General features: G+C 70.1%; 25 protein-coding genes. 13 read left to right on the plus strand and 12 right to left on the minus strand.

The genetic code is table 11. From position 1 onward, the window contains the following. The first annotated feature begins 207 nt into the window (after positions 1–207). The 3 genes from JAV51_RS13570 (at position 208) to JAV51_RS13580 (ending at position 3,732) form a co-directional block, all read left to right on the plus strand. On the plus strand, positions 208–1,320 hold the full coding sequence (locus tag JAV51_RS13570) for a serine hydrolase (protein WP_197321074.1): 1,113 nt from the start codon (positions 208–210) through the stop codon (positions 1,318–1,320). A gap of 312 nt (positions 1,321–1,632) precedes the next feature. Further along, positions 1,633–2,157, plus strand: a complete 525-nt coding sequence (locus JAV51_RS13575; protein ID WP_197321075.1) for a hypothetical protein — start codon at positions 1,633–1,635, stop codon at positions 2,155–2,157. Between the two features lie 48 nt (positions 2,158–2,205). Beyond that, on the plus strand, positions 2,206–3,732 hold the full coding sequence (locus JAV51_RS13580; protein WP_197321076.1) for an exo-alpha-sialidase: 1,527 nt from the start codon (positions 2,206–2,208) through the stop codon (positions 3,730–3,732). A gap of 232 nt (positions 3,733–3,964) precedes the next feature. On the opposite strand, the gene JAV51_RS13585 is transcribed toward JAV51_RS13580, so the two are convergent. Beyond that, the gene (locus tag JAV51_RS13585) at positions 3,965–4,894 is read right to left on the minus strand and encodes a LysR family transcriptional regulator (protein WP_197321077.1); all 930 of its coding nucleotides are present in this window, start codon (positions 4,892–4,894) and stop codon (positions 3,965–3,967) included. A 130-nt stretch (positions 4,895–5,024) separates the two neighbouring features. Here JAV51_RS13585 and JAV51_RS13590 point away from each other — a divergent pair, with 130 nt between their 5' ends. Genes JAV51_RS13590 through JAV51_RS13600 form a run of 3 tightly spaced genes read left to right on the plus strand, consistent with a single transcriptional unit; the run spans position 5,025 to position 8,064 of the window. Continuing rightward, entirely contained in the window at positions 5,025–6,407 is a 1,383-nt protein-coding gene (locus tag JAV51_RS13590; RefSeq protein ID WP_197321078.1) for a CitMHS family transporter, read from the plus strand. Positions 6,408–6,418: 11 nt separating this feature from the next. Continuing rightward, positions 6,419–7,756 (plus strand): acyclic terpene utilization AtuA family protein, encoded by a 1,338-nt coding sequence (locus tag JAV51_RS13595; RefSeq protein ID WP_197321079.1) that lies wholly within the window; start codon positions 6,419–6,421, stop codon positions 7,754–7,756. After that, positions 7,756–8,064, plus strand: coding sequence for a hypothetical protein (locus JAV51_RS13600; RefSeq protein ID WP_197321080.1), 309 nt, complete (start codon positions 7,756–7,758; stop codon positions 8,062–8,064). Before JAV51_RS13595 ends, JAV51_RS13600 begins: the two co-directional genes overlap by 1 nt. 44 nt (positions 8,065–8,108) lie before the next feature. Here the strand turns inward: JAV51_RS13600 and JAV51_RS13605 are convergent, their stop codons facing one another. From JAV51_RS13605 to pcaH, 6 genes are read right to left on the minus strand one after another with little or no spacing between them, the layout of a single operon-like run. Beyond that, a complete protein-coding gene (locus JAV51_RS13605; protein WP_197321081.1) occupies positions 8,109–9,578 on the minus strand; it encodes an aldehyde dehydrogenase family protein in 1,470 nt (489 codons plus the stop codon). A 37-nt stretch (positions 9,579–9,615) separates the two neighbouring features. Next, positions 9,616–10,800: a 4-hydroxybenzoate 3-monooxygenase gene (locus tag JAV51_RS13610; protein ID WP_197321082.1), complete on the minus strand. Its 1,185-nt coding sequence runs from the start codon at positions 10,798–10,800 to the stop codon at positions 9,616–9,618. Then, the gene (gene pcaC, locus JAV51_RS13615) at positions 10,797–11,192 is read right to left on the minus strand and encodes a 4-carboxymuconolactone decarboxylase (protein WP_197321083.1); all 396 of its coding nucleotides are present in this window, start codon (positions 11,190–11,192) and stop codon (positions 10,797–10,799) included. The genes JAV51_RS13610 and pcaC overlap by 4 nt, the downstream gene beginning before the upstream one ends. Before the next feature lie 32 nt (positions 11,193–11,224). Further along, positions 11,225–12,421 carry a lyase family protein gene (locus tag JAV51_RS13620; RefSeq protein WP_197321084.1) on the minus strand — a complete coding sequence of 399 codons (1,197 nt, stop codon included), beginning with the start codon at positions 12,419–12,421 and terminating at the stop codon, positions 11,225–11,227. After that, positions 12,418–12,969, minus strand: a complete 552-nt coding sequence (pcaG, locus tag JAV51_RS13625; protein ID WP_197321085.1) for a protocatechuate 3,4-dioxygenase subunit alpha — start codon at positions 12,967–12,969, stop codon at positions 12,418–12,420. Before pcaG ends, JAV51_RS13620 begins: the two co-directional genes overlap by 4 nt. Then, positions 12,962–13,711 carry a protocatechuate 3,4-dioxygenase subunit beta gene (gene pcaH, locus JAV51_RS13630; RefSeq protein WP_197321086.1) on the minus strand — a complete coding sequence of 250 codons (750 nt, stop codon included), beginning with the start codon at positions 13,709–13,711 and terminating at the stop codon, positions 12,962–12,964. Before pcaH ends, pcaG begins: the two co-directional genes overlap by 8 nt. 68 nt (positions 13,712–13,779) lie before the next feature. Between pcaH and JAV51_RS13635 the strand changes: the two genes are divergently transcribed. Together JAV51_RS13635 and JAV51_RS13640 are read left to right on the plus strand one after the other, a co-directional pair. After that, positions 13,780–14,535: an IclR family transcriptional regulator gene (locus JAV51_RS13635; protein WP_197321087.1), complete on the plus strand. Its 756-nt coding sequence runs from the start codon at positions 13,780–13,782 to the stop codon at positions 14,533–14,535. A gap of 110 nt (positions 14,536–14,645) precedes the next feature. Continuing rightward, on the plus strand, positions 14,646–15,254 hold the full coding sequence (locus tag JAV51_RS13640; RefSeq protein WP_197321088.1) for a hypothetical protein: 609 nt from the start codon (positions 14,646–14,648) through the stop codon (positions 15,252–15,254). A gap of 3 nt (positions 15,255–15,257) precedes the next feature. Here JAV51_RS13640 and JAV51_RS13645 read toward each other — a convergent pair whose 3' ends face one another. The 3 genes from JAV51_RS13645 to JAV51_RS13655 form a co-directional block, all read right to left on the minus strand. Further along, positions 15,258–16,037, minus strand: a complete 780-nt coding sequence (locus tag JAV51_RS13645) for an Fpg/Nei family DNA glycosylase (protein ID WP_197321089.1) — start codon at positions 16,035–16,037, stop codon at positions 15,258–15,260. 3 nt (positions 16,038–16,040) lie between these two features. Then, complete coding sequence (locus JAV51_RS13650; protein WP_197321090.1) at positions 16,041–16,439, minus strand: nuclear transport factor 2 family protein; 399 nt, start codon at positions 16,437–16,439, stop codon at positions 16,041–16,043. A 124-nt stretch (positions 16,440–16,563) separates the two neighbouring features. Continuing rightward, positions 16,564–18,156 (minus strand): restriction endonuclease, encoded by a 1,593-nt coding sequence (locus JAV51_RS13655; protein WP_197321091.1) that lies wholly within the window; start codon positions 18,154–18,156, stop codon positions 16,564–16,566. A 290-nt stretch (positions 18,157–18,446) separates the two neighbouring features. Between JAV51_RS13655 and JAV51_RS13660 the strand changes: the two genes are divergently transcribed. The 4 genes from JAV51_RS13660 to JAV51_RS13675 all read left to right on the plus strand — a co-directional run bounded on the left by JAV51_RS13660 (position 18,447) and on the right by JAV51_RS13675 (position 21,131). Further along, positions 18,447–19,277 carry a hypothetical protein gene (locus JAV51_RS13660; protein WP_197321092.1) on the plus strand — a complete coding sequence of 277 codons (831 nt, stop codon included), beginning with the start codon at positions 18,447–18,449 and terminating at the stop codon, positions 19,275–19,277. A gap of 79 nt (positions 19,278–19,356) precedes the next feature. Next, positions 19,357–19,881, plus strand: coding sequence for a YbaB/EbfC family nucleoid-associated protein (locus JAV51_RS13665; RefSeq protein ID WP_197321093.1), 525 nt, complete (start codon positions 19,357–19,359; stop codon positions 19,879–19,881). A 12-nt stretch (positions 19,882–19,893) separates the two neighbouring features. Continuing rightward, positions 19,894–20,283 (plus strand): type VII secretion target, encoded by a 390-nt coding sequence (locus JAV51_RS13670; protein WP_197321094.1) that lies wholly within the window; start codon positions 19,894–19,896, stop codon positions 20,281–20,283. After that, positions 20,280–21,131 carry an EspA/EspE family type VII secretion system effector gene (locus tag JAV51_RS13675; RefSeq protein WP_197321095.1) on the plus strand — a complete coding sequence of 284 codons (852 nt, stop codon included), beginning with the start codon at positions 20,280–20,282 and terminating at the stop codon, positions 21,129–21,131. The genes JAV51_RS13670 and JAV51_RS13675 overlap by 4 nt, the downstream gene beginning before the upstream one ends. 43 nt (positions 21,132–21,174) lie before the next feature. On the opposite strand, the gene JAV51_RS13680 is transcribed toward JAV51_RS13675, so the two are convergent. Both JAV51_RS13680 and JAV51_RS13685 read right to left on the minus strand, forming a co-directional pair. Beyond that, on the minus strand, positions 21,175–21,540 hold the full coding sequence (locus JAV51_RS13680) for a nucleotide pyrophosphohydrolase (RefSeq protein WP_197321096.1): 366 nt from the start codon (positions 21,538–21,540) through the stop codon (positions 21,175–21,177). A gap of 36 nt (positions 21,541–21,576) precedes the next feature. Next, positions 21,577–23,442: a DUF2075 domain-containing protein gene (locus tag JAV51_RS13685; RefSeq protein ID WP_197321097.1), complete on the minus strand. Its 1,866-nt coding sequence runs from the start codon at positions 23,440–23,442 to the stop codon at positions 21,577–21,579. Between the two features lie 463 nt (positions 23,443–23,905). Here JAV51_RS13685 and JAV51_RS13690 point away from each other — a divergent pair, with 463 nt between their 5' ends. Next, the gene (locus tag JAV51_RS13690; RefSeq protein ID WP_197321098.1) at positions 23,906–24,547 is read left to right on the plus strand and encodes a hypothetical protein; all 642 of its coding nucleotides are present in this window, start codon (positions 23,906–23,908) and stop codon (positions 24,545–24,547) included. The last annotated feature ends 217 nt before the right edge of the window (positions 24,548–24,764 follow it).

The following is a 24,764-nucleotide window of genomic DNA, read 5'->3' on the forward strand; positions in this document are numbered from 1 at the left end:
CCACAGGAAGCGCCCCAGACCACCCGCCCGGCATCGTTCCTGGTCAACACCACCGGCCACAAGTGGCCGCTCCGTGGCCTTCCCGTGGTCCCGGGTGGCGCTGAGTATGGGTGTCACCGCGGACTGGTGCCGTGAAACGGAACGCGGCGGCGGCCACACAAACAGTCCGCTATCGGAAACGACCGTCACGACTGGGGAGACAAACGAATGAGGACCACCACAGGCCGGCGACTGCTCGGGCTCCTCGGGGGCGCTGCGCTCGTCGCCACCGTCGGCAGCACACCCGCGTGGGCCATACCGGCCGACGACCACGCGGAAACGCAGGCCGTTCTCGACGCCTACCACGCCAACACGGGCCCGGGCGCCGCCGTCCACGCGGGGGACAGCACCGAGAGCTGGACCCTCTCCAGCGGGACCGCCACGGTCTTCGAGGATCGGCCGATCACGTCGACCGATCACTTCCGGATCGCCAGTCAGACCAAGACGTTCACGGCGGCCGTGGTGCTCCAGCTCTTCGACGAGGGCAGGGTCGACCTCGACGCGCCGATCGAGCAGTACCTGCCCGGCGTGGTCACCGGGAACTTCGACGGCACCGTCATCACGGTGCGGCAGTTGCTCAACCACACCTCGGGACTCCCGCGCGAGGTCGCGGGCGCGGCCGCGAACCCGGACGGCACGTACGAGTTGGCCGCCTTGGTGGCCTCGGCGATGGACGACGCCCCGCAGTCCGCGCCCGGCGAAGCGCTCAACTACTCCAACATCGGCTATCTCGTCCTGGGCATGCTGATCGAGGACCTCACCGGCCAGGACGTCGGCGACGCGATCACCGAGCGGATCATCGAACCGCTCGGCCTGACCGGCACGTCGTTCCCCGAGCCCGGCGATCGGGAACTCCCGGCGCCGTACGTGAACGGTTACCAAGGTTTCAAGGTGGGAGGGGTATACGTCTGGCTCGACTGGACGACCCGGATCGAGCTGTCGGCGTGGAGTTCGGCCGGCGCGATGGCGTCCACCTTCGAGGATCTGGCGACCTTCTACCGCGCGCTTCTCGACGGTGACGTGATCTCCGAGGCGGCGCTCGACGACATGCGTGGTACGCCGAACTCCATCTACGGGTTGGGCTTGTTCGCACAGGAGCTGTCCTGTGGCGGGGTCGCCTGGGGGCACAATGGCCGACTGGCGACCGGACATGCGTCGCGCACGATGGTGACCGAGGACGGTCGCTTCGCCTCGGTCCTGGCCAACACCGTCGGTCTCATCCAGCCGAGCGACCCGTCGGAAGCCGACGTCGTCGACGCCGCCCTCTGCGAAGGGCAGTGACGACTCGACAAGGCCTCCCGACGCGCGCTCGGTAGGGAATCCTTGTCAGGACCGCATCGCATGTTCCCGTGCATCGAGCGTCGTGTGGCGGGCACCCGGCCAGCGTGGGTGCCCGCCTTCGGCGTTCGAAGTACGTGTGGCCCAACGATCTGATGCGCACGCAGTTATAGAACGAACACTGTCTGTAAGATCACTTGGTCGACTGAGTTGAGCGCTCGGCAGGTGGGTCGCTACGCCGCCAACCGCCACCGTGGCCAGGGGGCGTGTCAGCTGAGCCTCGTTGAGTGAGAGGGCGGACAGTATGTCGGGTACGTGGAGATCGTGGCGGCGGTGCTGGCAACGGCTGTGCTTGTAGCGAGTTGTAGCACGGCTGCCGAGGACCAAGCGGACGCCGCCGATGGTCGGGCGACAAGCGGGAGGGACACGGCCGAGGTCGAGAAAGACAGCGCCGACGACGTGCTCGGATTCGGTGAGAGCTATGAGGGCGCGATCCGCACTACGGTCAGCGAACCCGAAGAATTCACCACGAGCGCGACAGCGCAGCCGAAACAGAACGCACCGGCGTGGGGTGTGACGATCGAGTACGAGAACACGTTGGACCGCCCGTTCCCGATTGCCGTCCTCGACGTGTCCGGCTACGTCGGTGACACGAAGGTGAAGGCGGCCTTTGACTCGGCGCAGGACTGGGACGGTGGCCTGAGCGCGGGTCGGCTCGCGCCAGGTACGCGCGTGGAAGTTCGCTATGCCTTCTTGGTGGACGACAACGAGGGACCGAAAATGGTTGTGGTGTCGTCGATGGACGGGTCGACGACGGCCACGTTCAAGGATGGGGTGTGACACGGCCCGGACCAAGGAACGACCGCCGCCGTGGCGAGGAGGAGTCCCGTGAGCTACCGACCTGTCCTGCCCACCCTGCCGCTGGTCCTGCCTCGCGGCCACCTGGCGTTTCCGTCCGTGACGCGGCTCGACGACGGGCGGCTGTTGCTGGTGTGGCGTCGCGGCAGCGATCACTACCTCGCCCGCGACGGCGTGATCGAGGCCGCTGTCAGCGACGACCTCGGTGTGACCTGGACGCAGATCGACGGGCTCGCCGACCCGGACGATCTGCGTGACCCGTGTGTCGCGAACATCGGCGGCACCGTGTGGCTGACGTACTTCAAGGGCAGGCGCGAGTCCCGGGCCGCCGGGGCGTTCGTGCGCCGCAGCGACGATCACGGCGCGACGTGGGGACCCGAGTACCGGATCGACCCGGACCTGCATCAGGCGGCTCTCTGCGCGCCGCTCGTCCAGCTCCCGGACGGACGACTGCTGGCGGTGTACTACGGCCGCCACTCCGGCGAGACGTTCGACAGCGTGTGGGCGGCCACCAGCGTCGACGGGCGGACCTGGACGTCGCAGCGCCTCGTGCGGGGCACCGCGCGCTCCTACCAGGAGCCGTGGGCGGCACGGCGCGGAGACGAGCTGACCGTGACCTTCCGGTGGGGCGGGGCGGACGGCGTGGGCGGTGTCCAGTCGCGTGACGGCGGCACGACGTGGGGCACACCCGTGCGCCTGTTCACCGGCACCGGTCGGCCGTCGGCGTGCTGGGACGGCGACCGGCTGGTCATCGTCTACCGCGGCGAGCACGGACACGCGACGATGCGGTCGCTGCGCGGCGATGTGCTGTCCGCGCCGAGGATCGTGCATCGGGCGGCGCCTGGCGGCATGATGACCTACGCCCATCCGCTCGTCGTCGACGGTGAGCTGTTCTGCCCGCTGTCCACAGAGGACCCCAACGGGGTGGAGTCCGAGTTGCGGCTGACCTACCTCTCCACGGGCGGGCAGACGCCGCTGGGCTGGGTGCCCACCGGCACCCTCGCCGTGCTCACCGACTACGACACCACTCTGGCCGCGGAGGTGTTCGACCGGCCCGACGGCCCGCCACCGGGCTGGCGCGACCTGCGCGGCTCCGCGACCGTCCGCGACGGAGTGCTGGTCTCCACCGCCGCCGACGGCAATCCCGACGTGGCCGTTCTGCCCACCGGGTCGGCCGAGGTCACCGTCAGCGCGGACCTGCGCTGGACCGGCATGTCCGGCACCGGCGTCGTGGTTCGCGCCGTCGATGCGCAGAACTATCTGTGGTTCACGGCCGAGTCGGGTGGGACCGTGCTGCGCCTGTACAAGCGGCAGGGCGGCACCGTCACCAAACTCGCCGGCGTCTACGGCGACACCGCCGCGAACGTGTGGCACCGCTACCGCGTCGACGTGCGCGGCCCGCTGGTGCGCTGTTTCCTCGACGACGAACCGGTCCTCGACCACGCTCTCACCAGCGCCGACCAGGCGCGGTTCGGGCGCGCGCACCGGCACGGCGTCGTCCTCAACGCCCCGGACGGCGGAACGCACGCGTGTCGCCGCTTCACCGTGCACGCGTAGCCGCAATCGCACCGCCTGCCGACCGGGAGGCGAACCCGCCGCCGTCCGACAGGAGCCGCATGGGGACAGTCAGCTGCGCGGCTTCCGCCGGAGTGCGACGGAGGTAGGCGGCGAGGACGCGGGCGAGGTGGGCGTCGCTGATCGGCATGCGTTCAGCCTCTCGCCGCCCACGCTCGGCAGTCCAGTTCTTCGGTTCGGGAGCGAGCGGAGGTCGTCGCGGGTGCTGCGGCACCTACACCCAGCGCGCACCGGCGGGTAATCCCAGCCGCTGCGAGCGGGCGTTCGCGAGCAGTTCCATGAGGGCCAGTGCGGTTCGCGAGAGGGGCCGCGCGGGGTCGTGCACGAGGCAGATGTCGCGTTCGACGACTGGTTCGACCAGGGGGCGGGAGTCGACGTCGGCGAACGTCATCATCGGCAGCACGAGCCCGGGAACGGCGGAGACGCCCAGGCCCGACGCGGTGAGTCCCGCGACGGCACCGACGTTGCGGGCCTGGGTCACCGTGCCGAGGGCGACGTCGTGGCGGGACAGCGTCCGGTCGACGTAGGCGCGGATGCTGCTGGTCGGGTCGAAGGCGACGAAGTCCTCGCCGGAGAGGTCGGCCCAGGTCAGCTCGTCGCACGCGGCGAAGCGGTGGCCGGGCGGGAAGACGCAGACGAACCGGTCGACGGCGATGCGCTGCGTGTGCAGCGTGTCGGGCACGGTGGTGGCGACCGTGACCGCGAGGTCGGCGCTGCCGCGCGCGACGTGGTCGAGGACGTCCTGGGACAGCCCGTCGAGAACGGACACCACCACGTCGGGGTGGGCGGCCCGGAACGCGGCGAGCACGTGGGGCAGCAGGGTCGCGGCGAGCGAAGGCAGCGCCGCGATCGACACCGAACCCCGGGTTCCGGCCAGATAGCCCTCGAAGTGGTTCATGGCGGTGTCGAACTCGGTCAGCAGGCGACGGGCGAGAGTCAGGAACTGCTCGCCGTCCGCGGTGGGCCGCACCCTGCGGGTGGTGCGCTCGAAGAGGCTCACCCCGAGTTGGCGCTCGACTTCCAGCACCGTGCGGCTCATGGACGACTGGGCGACGTGGAGGGCGCGGGCCGCGCCGGTGTAGCCGCCCGCGTCGGCGACCGCGACCACGGCGCGGAGGTGCCGGATGCCGATATCGATGCCCATGACGCATCAATGTATGCGAAATTGCCGTTGGACTTGAATAGTGCCCGGCCTCACACTCATGCCCAGGCACTGTCGCCGACCTTCCTCGGCGGCAGTGCGCTCCGAGTCGCCGAGGGAGAGGTCCGGGTCGATGTTGTCCCTGATGGGTTTTCTGACCATCGGCGTGATTCTCGCTGTGTTGCTGACCAACCGGGTCGCCGCGGTGGTCGCGCTGGCGGGCGTCCCGATCGTCGGTGGGTTGATCGCCGGGTTCTCGCCCGAGGAGATCGGCGGTTTCGTCTCCGACGGCCTCGGCGGAGTCGTCGGCGTCACCACCATGTTCGTCTTCGCGATCATCTACTTCGGACTGATGCGCGACGCGGGGATGTTCGACCCGATCATCAACCGCATCGTGTCGCTGGCCGGGAACGCGCCCGTCACGGTGTGCGTGGCGACGACGCTGCTGGCATGTGCGGCGCACCTCGACGGTGCCGGAGCCACGACGTTTCTGATCACCATCCCGGCCATGGCGCCGCTGTTCGACCGCCTCGGCATGAGCAGGCTCGTGCTCACCACGTGCGTCGGACTCGGCGCGGGCGTGATGAATCTGCTGCCGTGGGGCGGCCCGACCGCCCGCGCCGCCGCGGCGACGAACGTGCCCGTCAACGACCTGTGGGTTCCGCTCATCCCGGCGCAGGCCGCCGGAGTGGTGGCGGCCCTGGCCGTCGCGTGGCTGCTCGGGCGGCGCGAGCAGCGCAGGCTCGCCGGGCTTGCCGAGCACACGCACCAGGCGCAGGGCGTGACCGCCGGTGCGGGTAGCTCGGGCAGCGTTGTCACCGGCCCCGTGTCCGGCGGCGCCGGTGGGGAGGGAGCGGCCGGGAAGGACTCCGGGGAGGAGCTGCGCCGCCCGCGCCTGTTCTGGTTCAACATCGCCCTGACGGTCGCGGTCATCGCCTGCCTCGTGGCCGCGGTCGCGCCACCGGAGCTGTTGTTCCTGGTGGCGACGCTGATCGCGTTGCTGGTGAACTACCCGGGCCTGAAGCGGCAGACCGCCCGGATCGAGGCCCATTCCACCGGTGCCATGCTGATGGCCACCACGTTGCTCGCCGCCGGGGTCTTCCTCGGCATCCTCGAAGGCAGCGGCATGATCGAGGCGATGGCGTCGACGGCCGCCGGGCTGATCCCGGAAGGAGCCGCGCCCGCCCTGCCGCTGATCGTCGGTGTCCTCGGGGTGCCGCTGAGCCTCGTGTTCGGGCCCGACGCGTACTACTTCGGGGTCATGCCGGTGCTGATCGGCGTGGGCGAGCAGTTCGGGGTGGCCGGGGTCGACATCGCGATGGCGTCGTTGCTCGGGGAAGAGACCGTGGGCTTCCCGATCAGCCCGTTGACCGGAGCGTTCTACCTGCTCGTCGGGCTCGGCGGGGTCGAGATCGGACGACACATCCGCCATCTCCTCGGGTGGGCGTGGCTCGTGAGCATCGTGATGCTGCTCGTCGCCGTCGCCACCGGGGCAGTGCCGCTGTGGGCAGCATGAGGGGGAACACCATGAGGAAGACCGTGCGCGTGGGCGCCGGAGCCGGGTTCGCCGGCGACCGCATCGACCCGGCCGTGGAGCTGGCACGCCGGGGCGAGCTGGACTACCTGATCTTCGAGTGCCTCGGTGAGCGCACCGTCGCCGCCGCCCACGCACGACGGCTGAGCGACCCGCACGTCGGCTACGACCCGCTGCTGGCAGCCCGACTGCGCGCCGTCCTGCCGCACACCAGCCGCGCCGGCACGCGGGTGGTCACCAACTCCGGTGCCGCGAACCCGGAGGCCGCGGGACAGCTCGCCGCGCGCGTCGCGACCGAGCTCGACGTGCCCGCGCGGATCGCGGTGGTCACCGGGGACGACGTGCTCGACGTCGTGCGCCGCGTCGACCCGGTGGTGTGGGAGACCGGCGCGCCGCTGTCGGCCTGTGCCGAGGAGCTGATCTCGGCCAACGCCTACCTCGGCACGGAACCGGTCGTGGCCGCTCTCGACCAGGGCGCCGACGTGGTCGTCACCGGACGCCTCGCCGACCCGGCGTTGTTCCTGGGGCCGCTGCTCCACACCCACGGCTGGGCCGCCGACGACTGGGGCCGGCTCGGCGCGGGCACCGCGGTGGGACACCTGCTGGAGTGCGCGGGGCAGCTCACCGGCGGGTACTTCGCCGACCCCGTCACCAAACCGGTGCCCGACCTCGCCCGCCTGGGGTTCCCCTTCGCCGACGTCGCCGAGGACGGCACGGCCGAACTCGGCAAGCTCACCGACACCGGGGGTCGACTCGACACCCGCACCTGCGCCGAACAACTGCTGTACGAAGTGGACGATCCCGGCGCGTACCCGACTCCCGACGTCGTCGCCGACTTCACCGGGGTGCGGTTCACCGAGACCGGCGAGAACCGTGTGCACGTGTCCGGAGCCACCGGACGGCCCCGGCCGGACCAGCTCAAGGTCACCCTCGGGTTCCGGGGCGGTTGGCTGGGGGAGGGACAGATCAGCTACGCGGGCCCGCGTGCGCTCGACCGCGCCCGCCTGGCCGCCGACGTCGTGCGCGAGCGGCTCGTCCGCGTGCACGGGGTGGAGGACAGCGCCATCACCGTCGAGTACATCGGCGCGGGCGCGGCGTTTCGCGGTCTCGCCGCCGACGCGCAGCCGTTCGAGGTGCGCCTGCGGGTGTCGGCGCGCGTCGCCGACGCCGCGCACGCCGAGGTGATCGGCTGGGAGGTCGAGTCCCTCTACACCAACGGCCCCGCGGCGGGTGGTGGCGTCACCCGCCGCGCCCGCGAGACCGTCGTCGTCCGCTCGTGTCTGGTGCCGCGCGAGCTGGTGTCCCCGTCCGCCCACCTGCTGGAGGCCTGATGCCCACGCTCGACGACCTCGCCGACGTCCGCGCGGGGGACAAGGGTGACGCGCTGATGCTGGCGGTGTTCCCGCGCGACCCGGCCGATGTCGACCTGCTGTCGACCCACCTCACCGCGGAGGTCGTGGCACGCCACTTCGGCCCTGCCGTCACCGGCCCGGTGACGCGCACCGTGCTGCCGCACCTGCCCGCCCTCGTGTTCGCGATCCCCGGTGTCCTCGCCGGTGGGGTCACCGGGTCCACCGTCCTCGACGGACACGGCAAGACGCTCAGCTACCACCTGCTCGGGGTGGAACTACCGAGCTGACCACCGGCCCGGCCCGGGAACTTCCCCGGGCCGGGCCGAGGTGATCAGACGCGCGTCACGCCGATCGTGTGCGCGGTGGTGAACTCCTCGATGGCCCAGTCGCCGTTGAAGCGGCCCAGCCCGGAGTTGCGTTCCCCGCCGAACGCGACGTGGGCCTCGTCCTGCACGGTCATCTCGTTGACGAACGTCATCCCGGCCTTCACCCGCTGCGCGAAGCGCACCCCGCGGTCGAGGTCCTGGGTGAACACGGCCGAGGACAGCCCGAACACATGGTCGTTGGCCAGTTCGAGCGCGTGCTCCTCGTCGTCGGCCTTCAGGATCGCCACCATCGGCCCGAAGATCTCCTCGCGCGCGATCTCCATGTCCGGGGTGACGTCGACGAAGACGTGCGGCGGCACGACCCGGCCGGTGATCTCGCCTCCGACAAGTTTGCGCGCCCCGGCGCGTTCGGCCTCGGCGATCTTGTCCCGCAGGGTCTTGAGCTGCGCGTCGTTGACCACCGGACCGACCAGCGTGCCGTCGGCGGCCGGGTCGCCGTGGGGGACGGCACGGGCGGCTTCCGCGAACTTGGCGACGAACTCGTCATAGACGGGCGCCTGCACGATGATCCGGTTCACCGACATGCAGATCTGGCCCGAGTGCAGGAACGTGCCCGGCACGGCCTGCCCGACGGCGGCGTCGAGGTTCGCGTCGTCCAGCACCACCAGCGGCGCGTTGCCGCCCAGCTCCAACGACGTCTTCTTCAGGTAGGTGCCGCTGGAGGCGATCGTCCCGACCTGCTGACCCACCGGGGTGGAGCCGGTGAAGGAGATCAGCCGGGGCACCGGGTGGGCGACGAAGTCGTCACCGATCTCCGACCCGGCGCCGATCACCACCGACAGCACACCCTCGGGCAGCCCGGCCTCTTCGAAGATCCGCGCGAGCACCAACCCACCCGTCACCGGGGTGTCGGAAGCGGGCTTGACCACGACGGCGTTGCCGAGCGCCAGCGCCGGAGCGACCGAGCGCTGCGACAGGTGCAGCGGGAAGTTCCACGGGCTGATGACACCGACGACGCCGACCGGCTTGCGGTAGACGCGCATCTCCCGGCCCGGCGTGTCCGACGGATGGATCGTGCCGTGCACGCGGGTCGGGAAGGACGCGGCCTCGGTGGTGATGCCGACGGCCAGCGACACCTCCTTCTCGGCCTTGATCCGCGTGGAGCCGGACTCCCGCACCAGCCACTCCACGATCTCCGCGCGCCGTTCCTCCAGCAGCGCGGCGGCCCGCCGGATCACCGCAGCCCGCTGCGTCGGCGCGGTCGCCGCCCACTCGGCCTGCGCGGCCTCGGCGGCCCGGTAGGCGTCGTCGAGATCCTCCGTCGAGGCGTGGCGGATCTCGGTGAGCACCGTGTCGTCGAAGGGGTTGGTGTCGATGTTCACCCGCTCCGAGCGGCCCTGCCGCCACTGGCCCGCGATGAACTGGGTGTCCATCCGCCGGCCGGCGAATGTCGCGTCGAACGTCGTGTCCGTCATGGTGAGTCCTCTGCCGTTGGTGGTTGATGGGTGGGGATCAGGGCGAGGGCCAGCCGGTGTAGCCCTCGGCGAGGAAGGTCGATCCGGCCCGCGACCGGACCACGGACCGCAGCTCGGCCACCTGACGACGCACCGCGAAGTCGTCGGCGCCGGGCTGCCGGTGCAGCATCGACGTCATCCAGTAGGAGAAGTGCTGCGCCCGCCACACGCGGTCGAGCGCCCGCCGCGAGTAGTCGTCGAGCACGTCGTCGTCGTTCGTGGCGAGTGCCCGCTCCAGCACCTCGGCGAGGATGCGGACGTCGGCCAGCGCGAGGTTCAGTCCCTTGGCACCCGTGGGCGGGACGGTGTGCGCGGCGTCGCCCGCCAGCAGCAGGTTGCCGTAGCGCATCGGCTCGACGACGTTGCTGCGGAACCGCAACACCGACTTGTCGACCACCGGCCCCTCCACGAGGTCGTGGCCGTGGGGTCGCACCCGCGCCTGCAACTCCGACCAGATCCGGTCGTCGCTCCAGTCGTCGACGTCCTCGTCGGGATCGCACTGGAAGTACATGCGTTGCAGGGTCTCGGTGCGTTGACTGATCAGCGCGAAACCCCGCTCGGAGTGGCTGTAGATCAACTCCGGCGCGCTCTTCGGTGCCTCGCAGAGAATGCCGAACCACGCGAACGGATACTCCGTGCGGTACTGGCGGAGGTGCTCGGCCGGGATCCGGTGCCGACACAGGCTGTGCGAGCCGTCGGCGCCGACGAGGTAGCGGCAGTGCACCTCCCGAGAGGTGCCGTCGGAGTCGGTGTAGCGGATGACCGGAGTGGCCGTGAGGTCGTGCACCGAGGTGTCGCGGACCCCGAACCGCACGTCGCCACCCGCCGCGTCCCGCGCGTTCGCGAGGTCGACGAACACCTCCGTCTGCGGATACAACCACACCGAAGCGCCGACCAGTTCCTGGAAATCGACGCGGTGCGACTCCCCGCCGAAGGCGAGTTGGATGCCGTGGTGTTCGTCGCCCTCGGCCAGCACCCGGTCGGAGACACCGGTCTCGGTGAGCGACCGGACGCTGTCGGCCTCCAGGATGCCGGCGCGGATCGTGCGTTCGATCTCGTCGCGGCTGCGATGGTCGACGACGACCGAGTCGATGCCCCGCAAGGCCAGCAGATGCGACAGCATGAGCCCCGCGGGTCCCGCGCCGACGATGCCGACCTGGGTCGTGGTCCGCGGCGCGCTCACGCGTCGTGCTCCGTCTCGTCGGCGAGGACCTGCTGGGCGACGGCGAAACCGTGGTTGGCCGTGGGCACGCCGCAGTAGATCGCGCTCTGCAGGATCACCTCGCCGATCTCGTCGACGGTCAACCCGTTGCGGCGGGCGGCACGCACGTGCATGGCGAACTCGTCCCAGTGCCCGCGCGCGAGCAACGTGCTCAACACGGCCACGCTGCGCATCCGCCGGTCGAGGCCGGGACGCGTCCAGACGCTGCCCCACGCGTAGCGGGTGATCAGGGCCTGGAAGTCCTCGGTGAACGGCGTCGTGCGGGCCTGGGCGCGATCGACGTGGTCGTCGCCGAGCACCTCGCGACGCACACGCATCCCGGCGGCGTAGGGGTCGGGAACTTCCTCGGGCATCGAAGACCTCCGTCGGGTCGGGGATGGGCGGGTCAGCCGTGGTCGGTGGCGTGGTGGCGGGCCAGGACGTCGTCGACGAACCGGCCCGCGACACCGAGGTAGTCCGCCGGGTCACCGGGTCGGCCGCGTTCGGCCAGCAGGTCGTCGGCGGCGCCCTCGGCGTGCGCGCGCAGGGCCGTGACGTCGACCCGCAACCCGCTCACCAGCTCGGCCGCCTGCGACGCGGCGGTGGTGGTGAGGTCGAGCAGTCGACGCAGAGCGGGCCACTCGGCGTGCCAGGCACCGTCGGGTCGTTGGTCGACGGCCTGCGCGGCGGCGGCGTGCAGCGTCGCGCCGAGCTGCGGTGCTTGCAGCGCGGCGGCGCGCACCAGCACCGACAGCACCGGGTTCTGTTTGTGCGGCATGGTCGACGACCCGCCTCGACCGGGCGCGGCACCTTCCCGCACCTCACCGATCTCCGGCCTGCCCAGCAGCGTGACATCGGCGGCGACCACCCCGAGCACGTCGCACACGCCGACGAGTGCGTCGCCGACGTCGGTGATCGGGCGTCGCCGCGTGTGCCAGGGCAGTCCCGGCCACCGCAGGCCGAGTTCGGCGGCGAAGGTGCGTGCCACCACCAGCGGATCGGGGGCGAACTCGCCGACCAGCGCGAGCGTTCCCGCCGCGCCCCCGCACTGCACCGGAAGCCCCGCCCGCACGCGCCGGACGGCGTCGAGGGCGTCGAGGACACCGGCGAGCCATTGGGCGGCGGTGAGGCCGAACGTCACCGGCACCGCGTGCTGCGTGAGCGTCCGGCCCGGCATGACGTCGTCGCGATGCCGGGCGGCCAGCATGGCCAGGGCGTCCGACGCCGTGTGCAGCTCGTCGGCGACGCGGTCGAGCACGCCCCGCGCGAGCAGCACGAGTGCCGTGTCGAGCACGTCCTGACTCGTCAGTCCACGATGGACCCACCGTGCGAGCCGGTCGTCGCCGACGCTCGCGCGCAATGCCTTGACCAGCGGGACCACCGGGTTGCCCGCGCCTTCGGCGTCGCGTGCCAACGCCACCACGTCGAGGTCGGCGGTGGCGAGCCGCTCGGCCGTGCGTGCGGCGTCCCCGGCGTCGAGCACACCCGAGTCGGCGAGTGCGTGCAGCCAGGCGATCTCCACCGCGCGCAACGCGGCGAGCAGGGCGGCGTCGTCGACCAGCCCGGCGGCCCGATGCGCTCCGGGTTCCAGCAGCCCGCTCATCGGTCGTGCGCCGGGAAGGTCAGGAACACGGTCTCGTGCTCGCCCTGCAGGTGGATGTCGTGGACCAGGTCCCCGCGCTCGTCGCGGGTGGCCACGAGCGTGCGGCGACGGTCCGGCGGCAACGAGTCGAGCAGCGGGTCCGCGTCGGTGCCGGGGAGGTAGACGCGGGTGAAGAGCCGGTCGAGCAGGCCCCGGGCGAACACGGTGACCGCGAAGAACGCCGCCGTGCCCGGGCGCGTGGGAGCGGGCTCGACGGTGGTGATCGCGTAGCGGCCCCCGGCGTCGGTGGCCACGCGCGCCCACCCGGTGAACACGCCGTCGCGTCGCAGCGAGCCCTCGACCCGGGGAACTTGCCCGGCGGCATCCGCTTGACGGAACTCCAGCAACGCGTCGGGCACGGGTGCACCGGCACCGTCGCGGACCGTGCCGTGCAGGCGCACCGTCCCGGGCCCGCCCGGGGGAGCCGGGTGTGGACCACCGGCGTAGGGCAGCGCGTAGTGGAAGAACGGGCCGACGGTCTGGCCGGGAGTCGGGACGAGCTCAGGCATCGTCGGCCTCCTCGATCGGAGTGGCGTGCGTGCCGGTCAACACGATGTCCCAGCGATACCCCGTGGCCCACTCGTGCGTGGTGAGCTCGTGGTCGTAGGTCGCGACGAGCCGATCGCGGGCCTTCTGGTCGGTGATCGACTGGTAGATCGGGTCGAACGCGAACAGCGGGTCGCCCGGGAAGTACATCTGCGTCACCAGCCGCTGCGTGAACTCCCGGCCGAACAGCGAGAAGTGGATGTGTGCGGGCCGCCAGGCGTTGTGGTGGTTGCGCCACGGATACGGGCCCGGCTTGATCGTGGTGAACCGATACCAGCCGTCGTCGTCGGTCAGGCAGCGCCCCGCTCCGTGGAAGTGCGGGTCGAGCGGCGCGGGATGCTGGTCGCGTTTGTGCACGTAGCGGCCCGCGGCGTTGGCCTGCCAGATCTCCACGAGCTGTCCGCGCACCGGGTGTCCGTCGGCGTCGAGCACCCGCCCGGTGACCACGATCCGCTCCCCGATGGGCTCGCCTTGCGGGTGCAGGGTGAGGTCCGCCTCCGTCGGGTCCACGTCCGACTGACCGAACACCGGGGCCGCCAGCTCGACGTCCTCGGGGTCCACCACGAGGGGACGCTTCGTGGGGTGTCGCAGCAGCGAGCTGCGATACGGGGGGAAGTCCAGCCGGGGCCGGGTCTCGCCGGGGTCGGCCGCTGCGTGGATCCGAGCGATCTCCTCGGAGATCGTCCGCTGCGTTGCGGGCGTCATGCGCACATCGTGAGGTGATCCCCCACCCTACGACTACAGTGACCTTTCACTGAGTGAGAGGACCTCGCATGGCCGGCAACGTGTCCACACCCGGGGCCACGGTCGTCTCCCGCGTGTTGTCCGTGCTCTACGCGTTCGACGACGCCCACCGCCGCCTCACCGCCACCGAGGTGGCGCGTCGAGCCGACTTGCCCGTCCCGACCGCGCACCGGCTGCTCCGGGAACTGCTGGCGGGCGAGGCCGTCACTCGCGGCGCCGACGGCCGGTACGCCATCGGCCGACGCCTGTGGGACGTCGGCATGCTCGCCCCGGAACAGACCGAGCTGCAGCAGCTCGCCTCACCGTTCCTCAGCGACATCCACGCGGCCACGCGCGCGACCGTGCACCTCGCCGTCCGCGACGGCACCGAGGCCCTCTATCTCGACCGGCTCGCGGGCCGGGCGTCGGTGCCGGTGGTCAGCCGCGCCGGGTCACGGCTGCCCCTCCACGCCACCGGCGTCGGCAAGGTGCTCCTCGCGCACGCCCCCGAGGAGGTCCGCGAGGACTACCTCGCCGGACCCCTGCGCCGACCGACCCCGCACACCGTCACCCACCCCGACCGCCTGCGACGACAGCTCGCGGCCGCGCGCCGCGACGGCTACGCGACCACCGTCGACGAGATGACCCTCGGCGCGTGCTCGATCGCCGTGCCGATCATGCGATCCGGCGACGACGACGTCGTGGCGGCGCTGGGCATCGTCGTGCCCACGCTCAAACGCGAACGCACCCGGCTGCTCGTCGCGCTCCAGGTCGCCGCCCGAGGCATCGGACGCAGCCTGCCGTGAGCGTCGCGCGCCGTCAGTCGGCGCGGCTGCACGCAAGGTGATGCCGGTGGTCCGGAGTGGATCGACGGGCCGCGGTGTGCCGAGCGATGTCGGCGGGTAGTCCCTCGCCGATGTGGTCCTCCACCCTCGGCTCGATGCTCGGCGGCGTCTTCGGCACGCTCGCCGGAGTGCGTCGCGGCAAACCGCTGCACCCGCGCGGCGCGGTGTTCGACGCGGTGGTGCGGCGCACCGGGTCGCCGCGCTCCTGGGGCGCGGCGTGGTTGGACGAGCAGGGCGAGGACCACGGTCTGGTCCGCCTCTCGCGGTCGGCCGGACTTCCGCCGCCGCTGCCCGACGTCCTCGGGCTGGCGTTGACGTTCGGTGACCGTCACGACGTGCTGCTCGCGACCACCGGGCTGCGGCCGGGAACGCGATTCACCCTGCTGCCGAGGCGGCGGGACCCGTTCGCGGTGCCCTACGGATCACTGCTGCCTTACCGCACCCCGAGAGGCCTGACGCTGCTCGCCGCCGTGCCGACGCCACCCCGCCGATTCCGGCTGCTCGCTGCCACTCCCACCGGGAAATGGGAGCCGTTCGCGACGCTCGACCTCACCGACCGCCACGTCGTCGACGAGACGATCCGCTTCGACCCGGTCCTGCACCTCCCGCCGGGGTTGTCCTGGCCACCGGCCCTCACGCGGCTGCGCGAACCCGCCTACGCCGCCGCCCGCCGGGCGTGAACCTCACCGCGGTTGGTCGTGGGGACAGTGGTAGGCGGTGCGACCGCCGACCGTGCTGGTCACCACCGGTTCACCGCAGTCACGGCACCGCTGCTGCTTGTAGACCTTCCGGGCCTCGGCCTCGGGGACGGCGGCCCGGTCGGCGACGTCCACCGTGACGATGCGGCCGTCCTCGACCGACTGCGCCATCATGCGCCGCAGCTCCGCCCACAGCCGTCGCGCGTCGGAGTCGGTCAGTTCCCGGCACGGTCGGGTGGGCGCGATGCCGACGGCGTGCAGGGCCTCGTTGCGGAAGACGTTGCCCACCCCGGAGACCACGGACTGGTCGAGCAACGCCGCGCCGACGGCTCCCGGGGCGTCGCGCAGCGCGGCCACGGCTGCTTCGTCGTCGGTGTCCGAGCGCAGCGGGTCCGGGCCAAGGTCCCGCACCAGCGCCCGCATCTCGTCGGCGGTGAGCAACTCGCAGCGGGACGGCGCGATCAGGTCCCAGGCCACGTCGTCGGTCGCGAGCCGCAACCGCACCTGCGGCAGCGCCGGTCGGGTCGGGTCGGAGAATCGCAGCCACTTGCCGCGCATCCCGAGGTGGACGTGGATCTCGTCGTCCGAGCCGAGTCCGACGAAGAGGTGCTTGCCGTGGGCGTCGGTGCGGCGCAGCGCCTCACCGTCCACCCGCGCGGCCTGGGCGGCGAACCGGCCCTGGGGCGAGGTCACCGACAACCGTCGTCCGTCGAGGTCAGCGGCCAGCTCACGGGCCAGCCGATGGACGACGTGTCCCTCGGGCATTCCTCACCTCGTCGACGTCTCCGGTTTCAGGAATGCCGCGGTGTCGAAGTAGGTGGCGAACCGGCGGATGCGGCCTTCGTCGTCGAAGTACAGCAGCGACGTCCCGCGATACTCGATCGGCCGACCGCTGGTGAGCGTGCCGCGCGAGACCCATTCGAGCACCCCCAGGTCGTCCGCCTCCGACACCTGGGTGAACTCGGTGGTGACCTCGGTGAACGGCGAGCGGTATCGGTCCCAGAACCGCGTGACGTCGCCGGCCTCGTCGTCGCCCGTCACCACCTGTGGTCGCACCAGCTCCGGTTCCGGAGCGAACAACTCCCGCAACCGCGAGCTGTCCCCGGTGTCCTCCAGGTGCCGCAACGCCTCGGCGAAGCGGTCGGCTCGTGCGTGCGCGCTCGTCATGCAGCGGACGTACCCGTGGGGGAGGCGGGGAAACCGATGTGCGCGTCTGCCTCAAGTGTTCCGGACAGGCCCGGCGGAGGTGCCGAACGAGTCACTGCTCCCCTCACGTTCGGTGAATGCGACGTCACGCCGGCGTCTTCGTGGTACCACCTCTGGGCCGACGCGATCGAGTGCGCGGAGGAAGCACGATCCGTGCGGGGATCTTGTGTTGATGGCACAAGGCCAGCAGGCCCGTGCCGTCGATCAACTGCAGTGGTTTTCCGTTCGCGAACTCGTGACTCGACGGTCCGAACCCTGCGGTGGTGATGAGAATGCCCTTGGTTGCTCCCTCGTGCTGCACGGTCCCGTAGAGGTCGCGGACGGCGGCGGGCTGCACCGTCTTGGTGTAGCGCTTCGCTTGGATCACGAACTTCCCGCCGGTGATCGGACTGGGGTCGAAGGCGACGCAGTCGACACCGCCGTCACCGTCTGCCCTGAACACCTTCGTGTCGAACCCCATGCGGGTGAACAGGTTCTGAATGAAGTGCTCGAATTCCTTCGCGGAGAGGTCTACCAGGTTGGGCCTGCGGTCGATCTCACTGATGATGTCGACCGGGTCGACGATTCGTGGATCAGCCATGTCGAAACTCATGACCGGCGTCACCGGGACCAGTTCCTCCGGGTGGGGCGATACGGTTGCCGCGAAGTGCTTGGTGACGCACGTGACGGCGTCGAGTTGATCCAGTACCAGAGCTTGGTAGTGTTCCCGCGTGGCGCGCAGGGTGATCAAACACCGCTGCACACGTTGGCCAGTTGCGCGATCGACATCCTCGACGACACCGTTGAAGGTGACCGTGTCGACGAGCTCCGCGGGGTCGGACTCGAAGATCGCACGGAGGGCGACGAGAGCGATCTGTGCGGAGAGCTGCTGATAAGCCCGACGAATATCCATGGCGGCGCGTGCGCTGGAATCGATGCTGTCGCGACTCTTGACGTACTTGAACGACCGTTCTCGAGGGATGATGTCGGTGCCGGGCAAGCGCCACTCGACCGCCAACAAAGTGGATTCGGGCACGTAGCCCACTTTGCGTTCGGCGGGGCATCCCGAAGGGAGCTTGATCGCGTCGACGACTCGCTGGTAGTAGCCACTGACGGCATGCCGGTCAGCGGCGTGGACTCCTTGCGCGAGTTCGTCGACCTTCGCGTTGTGGGCAGCCACTCGCCGCTTCTTGGCCTCCTGTTTCGCGGCGTGGGCCTTCCTCTTCTCCCGGACTCGCTGTTGGCGTGCTGTCTCCGCTTCCTCGTACTCTCGCATCGCTTCGTCGAACAATCGTTCGGCGATCGCTCTGCGGGAGGCATATCGCGAATCGCCGCCGAACAGACGCCCGATCGCTCCCGGTGGTCGCGGCGCGAAGTCAGCCCAAAGCGGTCGCCGAAGGGGACGTGCGTCCGCTCCGAGCTCTACCTCCTCGGAGACAGCGCGCCTCTTCATGCTCTTGAAGTCGAGCGGGCGAACGGGAGTCGCCAAAGCGGTGGTCAGTATCCCCGTGAGCTCCGACATTCGAGCTTCGGCCGCCTTGGTTCGAGTTTCTGCTTCTGCGACTCGGCGTTTCTGATAGGCCACCTGCGCGGCCTTCTCCTCAGCTTTGCGTAAGCGTTCCGCTTCGCGTCGAGCCCGCTCCGCTTCGCGGCGTGCGGCGGCTTGCTGCCGCTCGCGCTCCGAACGCTTCTGTGCCATCGACAGGTCCTATCGATCGACCGGCTACGTCCGAACCTGAACGTAGCCAGATTTGTCGATCACGTCGCCGGCGGCGACGACATCGCACTCGGACGGACCTTGGTCGATCTGCCGATCGGGGCAGCGCCCCCTAGCGCCGACACGGCGTGTGACAGCAGCGAAGGAGCGGAGTCGCGAAACCGCGATCCGACTTGCAGAAAAATGCGGTTGCGGCCAGCCCCGCCGTCGTCACCGGTGCGGACCGGCGAGAGTCGCTCCGGGACGCCCTCGCGCGCTGCTAGGTTCGCGGCATGCTCCTTCCCACCACCGTCCCGGGCGTCGTCGACGGCCGCGCCGCACAGCTGTTGCAACCGCGTTGGTCGCGGGCGCGGGGAGCGCTGTCGGCGGCCTTGGTCGGCTGTCCCTGGGTGATCGTCGTCCTCTGCGCGGTCGCGGCGGCCGTCGCCGGTGCCACGGGTGGGGCGATGGCGTGGGCGGCCGTGGGCGCGGTGTTGGCCGCCGTGCCCGCCGTCGTGTTGACCGCGAGCGTGCGGAACCTGGTGTTCCAGCCGCCTCGCTGGGTGCGCGCCGCCGCCCTCGGCTGCGGGGCGCAGTTGGTGGTCGGCGTGCTGCCCGTGGTCGGCGTGGCGGCGGGTGCGGGGGGATCGGGCGCCGCCGTCGCGACGGTGGTCCTCGTGGTGTCGCTCGGCGTCGTGGTCGCCGCCGTGGCCCTCGCCTCCCGTGCCGTGCGGACGTTGTTGACACCTGTGTCGTGGGAGTTGGGCGCGACGCCGTTCACCGTCGCGCTGCGGGCGCGCCTGCACGACACCGGGATGCTGACCGGCTCGGTGTCCCTGGGAACGCAGAGCATCGAGTGGGCCGCCCGGCAGTACCGCGCCGTCGGCCACGCCTCCGTCCCCTTCCATGCGGTGCGGGACGTCCGACCGACGACGTTGCCGAGCACGGCGGGTCCGATGCCGTGGCTGCGCCTGTCCGACGGGAGCACCGCCTGCGCCACCCCCGGCCCCGCCGTGCTCGTGGACACCGACTCCGGAGCGGTGACCCTGCCGGTCGACGACCCCGCGCTCGTCGTCGCGATGCTGCACGCCCGCCTGGCGCTGTGGCGCGGCGGCATGGCGTGAATCGGGAAACCCGCCTACCTGCGTCGGACTGCCCTGCTACGTTCTGCGGACACGTGGAGCAAGACGAGAGGTAGTCATCATGCTGGGCGGAAATCCCACCGAAGCCGGAGAACGGCTGGAGCGGTTCGCCGAGACCCTGCAGAAGAAGGCGCAGGGCTACACCGCTCTGCACCAGCAGCTCGGTTCTGCCAGCGTGACCGAACGTTCGGCCGGTGGCGAGGTCGAGGTGACCGTCGACGGCAACGGTGTGTTGACGCGGCTGGAGCTGAGCGAACGGACCCGCGGCATGGACCCGGCCTCGGTGTCCGCCACGATCATGGGTTGCCTGCGGCAGGCGCAGGCTCGACTGCGCGAACAGGTCGCGTCGCTCGTCTCCGAGACGGTCGGTGACGACGACCCCGCAGGCAGCAACATCGTCAACCAGTACGCCGAACGCTTCCCGTATTCCGTGGACGAGGAGGAGACGGCGCGCCAGGAGCCCCGCTCTTCGCTGGGCCGACTCGGCGAGGAGACCGATGCCGATCGGCGGGAACCGCGTCGGCCTCGGCCGCGTCGGTATGACGAGGACGACGAGGATCTGGGTGGCGGATCCATCCTGCGGTAGGGAGGAACAGCGATGGGAGACTCGTTCCGGGTCGACCCGGACGAGGTCCGCGCGCACGCGAACACCGTGCGGGACTTCGAGAGCCGAGCGGGGACGGCGGCCGACGCCGGATCTCACCTGGCTGGTCTGGACGACGCCTACGGCGTGCTGTGCCAGCCGTTCGGTTCGATGGTGTCGGGCCCGCAGGAGCGTGGGGTGGAGGCGCTGAACCAGGCCCGCGAGTTCACGCGGCAGCTCGCGGAGAACCTCGACACGGCGGCGCAGAAGTACGAGGAGTACGAGGAGCGCGTGGTCGAGATCCTGGAGAAGGTGAACCGTGAGCTGGAGTCGGCGCGCTTGAAGCTCGTGGAGTCGTCGGGCGTCGTGGTGCCGTCCGAGAGCAGGGTGGTGCCGGAACGATGAGCAACCCGTTGATCGAGGACGACACCGACCCCGACAAGTTCTACGCCGAGGACCGCGCCGACGGCGATCCGTTCACCAAGATGGACGTCCCGAGCCAGGACGGTGGCACGGGGTTCATGACCGGTATCACGCCGTTCGAGGCGGGTTGGGCGGTTGCCGAGGGCATCGACAAGGGCGACTACAAGCTGGCTGTCAGCGGGCTGGTCGCCGGTGGTCTCGACGTCGCCTCGGCGATCAGCGACCCGATCGGTTTCGTCGCCGGTCAGGTGATCTCGTGGATGCTCGAACACATCGAGCCCGCGCGCAAGGCGCTCGACGACCTGGCCGGCAACCCCGACATGGTGAAGGCCTACTCGCAGTCGTGGACCAACGTCGAAGAAGAGCTCACCGCACTCGGCGAGGACGTCAAGAGCGCGGCTCCGTCCGAGACGCAGGGCTGGACCGGCGGCGCCGCCGACGCCTACCGCGCGAAGGCGGAGGAACTGGCGGGCGTGTTCGGTGGTGCGGCCGGTGCCGCGCACGGCCTCGCCGGGATCACGATGGGCATGGCCGAGGTCGTCAACGGTGTCCGCACGGCGGTGCGTGACCTGCTGGCGAGCATCGCGGGCTCCCTGGTGAGCTGGACCATCGAGCTGCTCTGCTCGGTCGGCACGGCCGCGCCCTTGGTCGCGGCTCAGGCGACCACCGCCATCGCGCGCGTCACCAGCATGGTGGGCAAGCTGCTCACCGCGCTCGGCAAGGCGATGACCGACGCGATCACGTGGCTGACGGTGCTGCGCGACGTACTCGACGGTCTGCTGCGCGCCATCAACGCGATGCAGGAGAGCGCGAAGACCGCTCCCCGGTGACGAGAGCCGAGGCTCGCGGCGTGTCGGCCGATGTGGACGGACGTCACGTCCCGTCCGGCCGCAGCCGGTCGTACTTGTCGGCACGACCGCGAGCCAGCTCCACCGGATACTTCGCCGCGTTGACGCGCAGTTTCTCCTCCGACGCCGCCATCAGGTCGACGTCGAGCACGTCGGCGAGGCGCACCAGATAGGCCAGCACGTCGGCCAGTTCGTGCCGCACCTGCTCGGCCGTGCGCGGGTCGGACATCACGTCCCGCGACTCCTCCGGTGTCAACCACTGGAAGATCTCCGTCAGCTCGCCCACCTCGCCCGACAACGCCATGGCGAGGTTCTTCGGCGTGTGGAAGCGGTGCCAGTCGCGCTCGTCGGCGAACTCACGCAGGCGACGCTGCAGCTCGGCGAACTCCATGCCCACCCACCCTACGGACCCACGCGGGGAAGTGGGTCAACCGGCCGTCTTCTCCAGGAACGCCTGCGTCTCCGCGTCGGTCGAGTACAGACACACTCCCCGCATGCCTCGGGTCAGCAGCACCTTGTACGTGTTGCGAATCAGCCGATCGAAGTGCAACTCGTCGGCCTTCTTCACGGCAGGGTCGTGCGAGTGCTCGCGTCGTGACACCCATTGGTCGCCACGGCGCACGAAGTCGGGGCCGAGTATGACGCCCGCCCAGTCGTACTCGAAGCCCTGAGCGGTGTAGATACAACCCACCTGACCGAATCCTCGAGGATCGGATGCCCAGTAGTAGGACTCCGGTGCGTCGGGCACACGCTTGTCCGGCTTGGCGTTCCAGGGACGGCTCCAGTCGCCGATGGCGACGTCGTGGACGAGCTGCTTGCCGTCCGCCGTCGTCAACGGATCGCTCCACTTCCAGCAATAGCCGGCGGCGAGCCGTGCCGTGCCACCGTGCTGGGCGGCCTGTGTCGACAACCAGGACTCCATTGCCGCGGGAGACGAGGCAGTGGCGACGACGAAGTCGTCGTCGGGTTCGGCCAGCTGGCTCCACGGCGTCGGTTCCGCCCGGCCGAGCCCGAGAAGTCGCGCGACCCACGTGTCGTACGCGGCCGAGCCACCGCATCGGAACTGTCCGTGCAGTCGCACGACGTCCACCACGCAGCCCCTGGCTTCAGCGGCGGCGCGAATTTCCTCGAGAGAGCCCATTTCTCCCGGCCTCACGGTTTGGTGCTGGTCCAGGAGGAACACCGGAACCCACGCGACGTCGATGAGCTCGTCGATCTGACGTCCGGCGCGGTCCCGGACCTCCCGTCGCGTGTACCGGTTGACACTGGTCTCACGGATGCGGTGGGCCTCGTCGCAGATCAGCACGTCGAGGTCCCGTGGCTCGGCGTCGATGTAGTCGTTGAAGTACTTGAACAGGCGCTGAACTCGGGTGTTGCGGCGTCCGGCGGTCTTGCGCATCGTCCTCGTGAACGCCGAGGAGCCGGTCGCGTGGTGCACGCTGCGACCACGCCTGGCGAGCTCACCGAGGAGGCTGAGAGCGATGGCGCTCTTGCCGGAGCCGGGGCCGCCCAGCACGATGACGACAGTCCGGGTGTTGGAGGCGCGGGCTCTGTCCACCGCCCTCTGCACCAATTCGAACGCCACCTTCTGTTCGTCCAGGAGCACGAACTGTTCGCGTTCCTGGATTTCCTTGGCTGCGAGATTCAGTAGTGGCTTCGACGGTGCATGGGCGAAGTTGAGGAAGTCGTCCGCTGCGGCGAGGGCTGCTTCTCGGGCGCCGTCCGTGGCGAGGACAGCGCGAAGGTGCTGTATCAGCTCGGCTCTGTCGTCGAGGGTGAAGAGTCTGCCGTACTCGGTCGGCTGGTACTGGGTCAGTGACGCGACGAGTGACGTCCGTGCGTTGTGGAGGTAGGCGATGCCGTGCACGGCATGAGGTCGCTCCGCGAGCGCCGGGGTCGAATCCACCAGGTATTCGCAATAGTCGCGCACCTGCGTGACCGGGTGAAGGTGTGGGTCTGGCCCGAGGCCGGGCACGTGCACGAGGTCGTAGGCGATGAGCTCGGCACGGGACCACTGCTTCAGCTCGACCAGGACGTAACTGGACTCGCCTGTCCGGGGATGGATCCCGCAGAGTACGACGTCGACCCGCTTGGGACTGTGCGGCAGCTTGTGTTCGAGAAGAACTTCGACATGGCCCAACCCGGCATCGACGAGGTCGGTGAGCAGCACGGGGAGGCTGCGTCGCCACGCGCGCTCTTCACCGGCACTCGCACGCGAATCGAATTGGAACGCGGCTTGTTCGGACAACAGAGTGTGCAGCCGGTCGGCCTTCGCTTCGTCGAGCAGATCCACCGCACTCCTGCGGACGAGCGCCACCTTCTACCCCCACTGGGCACGCGTGAGTTACGCGCGGGTGGGGGCAGCGACGAAGTCTCGACTTCGGTGCCCGTCGGGCCGCGATCTTGCGACGTCATGGTACCGCGCGGGAGATCACGTTCGTGGAGGGTCGGCGGACCGCCCGACGTCCATGACCGGCCTGTCAGGAGCCGGCCGAAGCGACTGCGGAGCAATTTCGGTGGCCGCTGTCAATACCTGTTCTTGTCGGTTGCCGTTGGTAGAATATCCAGGTAAGGCAGGCAGATCGGCATCGCGTGGGACCGTTCGATTTCGGGCGCTGTTTCAGGGTGGCGGGAAGCGCTCGTGTGCTGGGGGATTGTCGTGTCGTCGACCATTGTGGGAATGGTCGTGGTATGTCGATTCTTCGGCTCGAAGAGGTCGTTCGTGGTGCTCCGTGACGGCGAACGGAGCTGGTTCGATGACTATCACTGCCCCTACGGTGTTCATCGGTGGACTTCAGTGGTTGGACTACGTTCATGCTGGTCCGCGCAAGGCGGCCTCGATGGTGGCCGAGCAGAAGCGCCGCTATCTCGACCCCGGGCGACCCGCTTGGTCGGCGTACGGGCCGTTGCTCGCGGCGTTTCGGCGCGCGTTGAATTCCGCTGATCGGCGTGGTGAACTCGACCGTGTCATCGCTCAGGTGTCCGACGCCGGGGATTGGCGAGCTGCTGCCTATCGGGACGCGGCCGACGGATTTCTGTCCGTGATTCCTCGACGGGCCACGGGAATCCGAGTCAGTGATGCCACGTGGGCGGAAGAGAATCTGCGTATCGTGTTCCGGGATCTGCTCGGAGTGCGCGTGCACGACAAGGCGGACACCCGGTGGCTGGTGCTGCCCTACTGCAAGGCCGACCCGCTCACCCAGGGCAGCGCCGACATCGTGCTGCAGATGATGGAGACGTTCGCCGATCTTGTCCTGCCGGGGGCGCGGCCCATCGTGCTCGACACCCGCCGCGCCACGTTGTTCAAGCTCCGCGCGAACGCCAACCGCGACACCCTCGACGTCTACGTTCGCGGGCTCGCGCTCGCCTATGCGAGGCAGTGGGCGCTCGCGGCGTGAATGGTTGCCGGGCGAGCGTCGTGGTGCGCTCGCCCGGCTCGTCCCTGTGAGCCGAGGTTCAGTAGGTGGCTGGTGGTCCGCGCTCTGCCGCGCAACGGAAGACGCCCTACTGCCGGGCGTGTCGAATGGACTGTGCTCGATGAGTATTTCGGTCGATTCGGACGCATTCCTCTAGCTGTTTACATAGGACGCGCTCATGTGAGCACTTCGTGGCCGA

This window comes from Saccharomonospora sp. NB11, from assembly GCF_015910535.1.
Taxonomy (GTDB): Bacteria; Actinomycetota; Actinomycetes; order Mycobacteriales; family Pseudonocardiaceae; genus Saccharomonospora.